The 6,581-nt window shown below is 35.4% G+C and carries 8 protein-coding genes; 2 read left to right on the forward strand and 6 right to left on the reverse strand.

Annotation, left to right across the window (positions count from 1 at the left end; genetic code table 11):
• The first annotated feature begins 567 nt into the window (after positions 1–567).
• Positions 568–957, forward strand: coding sequence for a DUF2500 domain-containing protein (locus tag ACFFIS_RS17420; protein WP_320379913.1), 390 nt, complete (start codon positions 568–570; stop codon positions 955–957).
• Here the strand turns inward: ACFFIS_RS17420 and ACFFIS_RS17425 are convergent.
• The 3 genes from ACFFIS_RS17425 to ACFFIS_RS17435 all read right to left on the reverse strand — a co-directional run bounded on the left by ACFFIS_RS17425 (position 952) and on the right by ACFFIS_RS17435 (position 3,202).
• On the reverse strand, positions 952–1,683 hold the full coding sequence (locus ACFFIS_RS17425) for an amino acid ABC transporter ATP-binding protein (RefSeq protein ID WP_390188534.1): 732 nt from the start codon (positions 1,681–1,683) through the stop codon (positions 952–954). The two genes, ACFFIS_RS17420 and ACFFIS_RS17425, sit on opposite strands and share 6 nt — an antisense overlap.
• Positions 1,680–2,324 (reverse strand): amino acid ABC transporter permease, encoded by a 645-nt coding sequence (locus ACFFIS_RS17430; protein ID WP_390188535.1) that lies wholly within the window; start codon positions 2,322–2,324, stop codon positions 1,680–1,682. The genes ACFFIS_RS17425 and ACFFIS_RS17430 overlap by 4 nt, the downstream gene beginning before the upstream one ends.
• A gap of 119 nt (positions 2,325–2,443) precedes the next feature.
• Complete coding sequence (locus tag ACFFIS_RS17435; protein WP_320379914.1) at positions 2,444–3,202, reverse strand: transporter substrate-binding domain-containing protein; 759 nt, start codon at positions 3,200–3,202, stop codon at positions 2,444–2,446.
• A gap of 301 nt (positions 3,203–3,503) precedes the next feature.
• On the opposite strand from ACFFIS_RS17435, the gene ACFFIS_RS17440 reads away from it, so the two are divergent.
• Positions 3,504–4,349: an HAD family hydrolase gene (locus tag ACFFIS_RS17440; protein WP_320379915.1), complete on the forward strand. Its 846-nt coding sequence runs from the start codon at positions 3,504–3,506 to the stop codon at positions 4,347–4,349.
• 223 nt (positions 4,350–4,572) lie between these two features.
• Here the strand turns inward: ACFFIS_RS17440 and ACFFIS_RS17445 are convergent, their stop codons facing one another.
• The 3 genes from ACFFIS_RS17445 to ACFFIS_RS17455 all read right to left on the reverse strand — a co-directional run bounded on the left by ACFFIS_RS17445 (position 4,573) and on the right by ACFFIS_RS17455 (position 6,333).
• Entirely contained in the window at positions 4,573–5,448 is an 876-nt protein-coding gene (locus ACFFIS_RS17445) for a GNAT family N-acetyltransferase (RefSeq protein ID WP_390188536.1), read from the reverse strand.
• A gap of 43 nt (positions 5,449–5,491) precedes the next feature.
• Positions 5,492–5,656 (reverse strand): hypothetical protein, encoded by a 165-nt coding sequence (locus ACFFIS_RS17450; protein ID WP_320379917.1) that lies wholly within the window; start codon positions 5,654–5,656, stop codon positions 5,492–5,494.
• A gap of 542 nt (positions 5,657–6,198) precedes the next feature.
• Positions 6,199–6,333, reverse strand: a complete 135-nt coding sequence (locus ACFFIS_RS17455; RefSeq protein ID WP_320379918.1) for a hypothetical protein — start codon at positions 6,331–6,333, stop codon at positions 6,199–6,201.
• Positions 6,334–6,581: the final 248 nt, after the last annotated feature.

The following is a 6,581-nucleotide window of genomic DNA, read 5'->3' on the forward strand; positions in this document are numbered from 1 at the left end:
CCCATATTCCCCGTTATAATGTATATCATTTTTCCTATTATCTCTCTATTAGAATCAAAAATAATTGCTTTATGTTGCTATATTGGAGAACTTAAATTAATAATCCATTACATCTTTCATATTATCGCACAATTCTACATATATTCCAAGACTTTTATAGTCTATCAAAGTAGTTCTTTTTTCCTATATTATTAAAATTGACTGAAAGATTTATTCAACTAAATGAATAAAGCGAGACTTCAACATGTAGTAGAATTCGCATTTTCCCTACTCACTATTGGTTAAATTGCTTGAACTTGTACTGGCTGTTTTTTTTCTCCACTTTTCATCTCAAAACATTCGCGAATTCTGGGAAAAGAACGAACAACTCGTAAAACTTATAACATGATTGAAACCTTCTTTCATTCATTTCGTAATATAATATGAGAATTAATGGAAGGGTTAGCATGTAGAACAGGATTTAATCAAGAAAAAACCTTTACCCTAGAAGTTAGATTCTCTCGGGTAAAAGTTGCGTTTTTTATCATAGTATGATGGATATCATATAGCAAATTGGAGGTAGTTAACATGATGGATACTTTTGGCCCTCAAGGTACATATTTCGATGCTGGTTCTTCATTGTTTGCAATTATTTTTTTCATTATTTTTGGTATCATTATTTTCAATGTAGTAAAAGGTGTAAACCAATGGCATGAAAATGAACAGTCGCCACGTTTAAGTGTTCCGGTTACAATAACTACAAAACGCACGAATGTAGATAATCATATGCATCATGGAAATATGCATACGCACACAACAAGCTCAACCACATATTTTGTAACTGTAACATTTGCAAGTGGTGATCGTAGTGAATTTCACATAACAGGTGAGCAATACGGTCTTCTAGCGGAAGGTGATACAGGTATCCTCACTTTCCAAGGTTCGCGTTTTTTAGACTTCAAACGTAATAATCTATGATAAAATTTTACTTAAAAATGCTCGTGTACGTTCTTGTTGCGGATTATGAAATAATTCATTCGGCTTGTTTTCTTCTACAATTCGGCCGTCATCGATAAATAAAACCCGATCACTTACCTCACGAGCAAACCCCATTTCATGTGTCACGACAACCATCGTCATTCCTTCCTTCGCCAATTGTTTCATCACGTGCAATACCTCTCCAACCATCTCCGGGTCAAGTGCAGAGGTTGGTTCATCAAAGAGCATAATCTCCGGATTCATCGCGAGTGCACGCGCAATTGCAACACGTTGTTTTTGCCCACCTGACAAATCATTTGGATAACTCTCAGCCTTATCACGTAAGCCGACCTTTTCTAATAGTTCAACTGCCTTATTTCTGGCTTCCTCTCTTGGTGTTTTTCGTGCTTTCATCGGTGCTAACATAATATTTTCCATCACGGTCATATGCGGAAATAAATGAAAGTGTTGAAATACCATACCGACTTCTTGCCTTATTTGATTGATTGGCGCGTGATCTTCCGTAATATCTTGGCCATTAATCCATACTTGCCCTTCTGAAACTTCTTCTAATTTATTTAAACAGCGTAGAAACGTACTTTTTCCTGAACCAGATGCACCTATCACACAAACTACTTCCTGCATTTTAATGGAGACTGAAATATCATTCAAAACTTCTAAAGTGCCATAATTTTTCCGGAGATTTTTCACTTCGATTAAATTCATCGTAAAGCATATCTCCTTTCTAAATATCTTGATAATAAGGATAGGATATAAATCATAATGAAATACATCACACCAACAACAAGCCAAATTTCAAATGCACTAAAAGTAGCCGCAATGACGACTTGCCCCTTTTGTGTTAAATCTGCAATGCCAATAACAGATAATAAAGAAGTATCTTTTAAACTAATAATGGCTTGATTCGTAAATGTTGGTAGCATACGACGAAATGCTTGTGGCAAAATCACATGGCGCATCGATTGACTACTCGTAAGGCCTAAAGAACGAGCTGCTTCATCTTGCCCCTTATCAATCGATTCTATTCCAGCCCGAATATTTTCCGCAAAATAGGCACCGGCATTTACAGCAACAGTTAAAATCCCTGCAGTCGTGCGATCAAATGAAATAAATGCCAATGAATTTAAGCCAAAATAGAAAAAGAATAATTGAACTAAAATAGGTGTTCCTCTTATCGCGTCTATAAAAGCTTTTGCTAGCCATCTCACTATGTTCCATGGTGATAACCGTAATAAAGCAACAACTAATCCAATCAAAAATCCAATCGTAATAGATATTAAAAAGACATATAATGTAACTTTAAAACCTTCCCAAAGGTACGGGAGAGCTTCAATGATGACATCCATTTGAACAACTCCTCGTATGAAATGCTAAGTAGATTTGGAGTGAGGTATTCAGCAAAACTCATGCCTATACTTGTTTTCATATATATTTTATTTAACGTGTTACACCAAGCAATCGATTTTTATTCTCCTAAATACGTGTTCATTATTTCATCATATTCTCCGCTATCTTTTAATGCTGCAAGACCAGCATTAATTTTTTCAAGTAACTCGTCATTTTTTCCCTTCAATACAGATATGCCATAATGATCTCCATTTAATCGTTCACCTACAACTTGCAAATCTAGCCCACTTTGAGCAATTGCATACGTAATAACTGGATAATCTTCAATAAGTGCATCTGCACTACCATTGGATACTTCTTGAAACATACTCGTGCTATCATTCACTTGTACAGTTTCATAGCCATGTTCTTTTTTATGTTCCTCTGCAAATTTTGCACCAGTTGTGCCATTCTTAATGACAACAACTTTTCCTTCCAAATCTTCTAAGCTATGAATGCTTTCATTATCTTTTGCAACTACAAGTGATAAACCTGCTTCAAAATAAGGATCAGAAAAGTCTACCTTCTCCTTTCTTTCATCAGTAATACTCATACCACCCATTCCAATATCAAGTTCCCCTGCTTGCATCGCTGGTATGATTCCACCGAAATCCATTGCTTCTATTTCAATCTTAATCCCTTGATCTTCCGCAATGGCGTGAATTAAATCAATATCAATCCCTTTATATTCTCCATCTTCTTGATATTCAAAAGGTGGATAAGTTGTATCTACCCCAACTTTATATACTTTATTTTCATCGAACTCCTTATTTCCACCACATGCGCCTAACATTAGCAGTACTAGAAATCCAACGAGTAAGTAAATTCCTTTCTTCATCATAACCTCCTCATGTTATATCAGCCTTATTATCATATGTATAAGTGGACAAGTTGTCCTATTCCTGTAAATTTTTACAAATACCTTTGTTGGTGAAATATATTACCTCTATCAAGTTTGTAGACCATGCAATTTTGGAAGATGTCATGCAAATAAAGTGTCACACATTCCAAATTTCTATGGAGTACTAAATATTTTTGTGGGAATAAAATAAATATAAAATCTGTTATTTTCCCTTGTAAGTGACAGATAATATGAAAAATGATATATTTTTAATGGACATAATGAAGGAGAGGACAACATGTTACAAGACATAAAGGTAATCATCTTTGACTTAGACGGTACTGTATACCAAGACACACATCATTTTAAATATTATGCACAGCGACTTTGTGAGAAATTACCGCAAGAGGTTCATGAAGCTTTTTGGCGTGATTATGATGCTGCAGTTGGAGGGACACATGCACTTCAAATAGGTACAATTTACGATGTGAAAGAAGATCTTATTTTAAAACAAAAAGATAATGAAGTAGTTGCAGGATTAACATGGGATGGTAATGAAGTTTCCAAGGAGAAACTTCAAGAAATTTACGGTGGTCGTACACTTTCCTATGATTTTAATACGATGTTAAATGTAGGAGATTTATGGTGGATTCCAGGTTCTATCTCAAGACATTATGGTATCAATGATGAAGACGCCCAAACATCATTTGGTGAAACAAGGTTATACATGATGACCGAGAAATTTAAGATGGAGCAAATTCCTGGATTCAAAGCATTACTTCATAGCCTAGCTGATAAAGTAAAAGTAGTCCTACTTACGAATTCTCCTGAAGAAGATAGTGAAGTTATTTTACATAAAGTCGGTATTGCTGATGTGTTTGATTATAAAATTTTCAATGGTAAGAAACCAATTCATACGAAAAAACATTTGCAGTCTGTTAAAGACCGTTACGATGTAGATTTTCATGAAATTTTAAGTATTGGGGACAATGCGATTAACGAAATTATCCCTGCCAAAGAACTTGGCTGCAAAACAATTTTAATCGACCCACACCACATTTTTGCAGGAGAAGGCATGGCAAATTTTGCTGACATGAGAGTGGAGAATATTGAAGGTTATATGGAATTATTAAAACAGAAGTAAAAGGCATGACGGGTTGGAACATAAAATAGGGGAACTCTCCCATTACTACACTTCGTATGAACGGATGATCATCGTAAAAATGGGAGGACCGCCCCCCTAAAGTCCAACCTTTTTTGTTTTTTAAAAGTTCATACCATATCAAAACCGCTGTCCGCTTTTTTACTTTTTCCATTATAGGGTAGGTCGTCCTATAGTACTTGCTCATAAATTGCAATACCCTACGTTAAATCTTCTTCGTATACGCACATAATGCGTGCATTTGCTTGAAGCCTACTTTCTTATATAATCGAATCGCATTTTCATTCTTTGCGTTCACACAAAGATTTACAGAAGCTATCTCATGAAATGAAAATATCCAATCTAAACCTGCCTCTATCATTTTTCCGCCGATACCTTTTCCTCTTTCTGTTTCTTTCACAGCAAAAAATTCAATACTCGCATCCCCGAATTCGGGCTCAACTTCCATATAAATATATCCTAATAAAGCTTGCGTAGGATGCGTCATAATAAAGACTTTTCGATGATCATTCATACGATTCAATATTTGTTGGCCATGATAGTAAGCTTTCGGAAATGTTTTGTTATGGAGTTGTTGAAATTCAGAAAAATACTGTTCAGATAACGCCGTGATTGATGGGTGTAGGGACTTTCTTTTACTTTTACGGGAATATACAAGTATTGCTTCCTTGCTAATTTTATTAAATTGACGTTCAGTTGCTAATTGCTGCACATGTTCATTCTTTTCATTAGGGAACATCATGAGTTCCTTTATTTCATGCGGTAGTAATTCCATCATCTTATCCCACATACTTAGACGAATGCCCCAATGCCCTGCCATTATAAAAGGACCCCAGATTTCAGCTACTTTATTTTCCAAATCAGCATCAAATCCAGCTACACCAATTAGCGTATCTTCTTTCATTGCAAGGACGAAGCAATCCGTATAAGGTATGTCTAACTCAGTCTCAAAATAATGCATAATAGATTGTTTATCTGTATCACAATAACCGATATGTGATGCTGCACAGCGATTTAACTTGGCAATGAATGAAGCAACACTGCCAAGATCATTTTCTGCCATTGTTCTTATATTTATCATAGCTCATTTCCTCGTTATCTTTTATTGGGCATCATATCGTATTTTAATTTTCCTTTTCCAACTCATTCACTCTCGTTTCTAGTCTTGCAATTTGTTCTTTTAACGCTTGATTTGATACCGTCACTCTATGTACCAAACTTTTAAAAATCGATATAATTGCAATAACTAAAACGACTAATCCGATAACATACATTAAAATAATTTCCAAAACAGGACCTCCTTTTCTTACTAGCTTAACTGTCCTAAGTCCCAGTTAAGCATTCTCTTTCTCATACACTCTTTTCGTACTTTTTAGTCTATTAACTCATTCGTACGTTAGTTTGTGCACATTTTTCTATATGCTCTACTCCTATATTAACATAAATAATTCTGATTTTAGACTAATTTATTGAATCTTACATATTTCGTTTCAAATTACGATAGCTAAGAAGCCTCCATTTTTCAGTGCGGTTAATGGCACCATCACTGGAGAAAGGGAGCATGGTTGCTTTCGTCATGGAACGGGTAGGTATTTCAATCGTGAACGAAGTCATGCAAAGTTTACGTAAAAGAAAAGACCAATATAACGACGAGTTGCGATAACTCACACTGGATTGGATTGACCATTTTTTATATGTATTATTTAAAATCCAACTTTCATGGGGCACTACCAGGTAACAGCTTTATAAAGTGCAAGGTTGAGGAATTTAAGGCTCTACGTCAAATGACGTTGGTATTGAATGTTAGTCGATTTTAAAATGTATTTGGATATCACACTCTAGGAAAGTTATGCTGCCCTTGAGTGTGTTTCCCTTTATGTTGTCCATACGTTACTGCATTTTCGCTTATATAAATATTTTTATCTTGAATATCTAACATATTTCTTATATCATTTGATATAGACAAGTGAGTTCCCTCCTATGAATTGGTTTTCGTCGACTTTAATTCTACAGGGAATCTCACTTGTTTTCTATTTATAAATCATTTTCATAAACATCATCCCACAATACTAGTTGTCCGTAATGAAAATGACCGACTCCTGTGGGAAAGCACATGTCTGAAGACCCCACAGGAAGTGGGTTTCTTCCGAGGAGGCTGAAGCCGTGCCCACGGAAAGCGTGTCAATTTTCATGTAGGACAACGGCATGCACGCT

This window comes from Paracerasibacillus soli (assembly GCF_042432965.1).
GTDB lineage: Bacteria > Bacillota > Bacilli > Bacillales > Amphibacillaceae > Paracerasibacillus > Paracerasibacillus soli.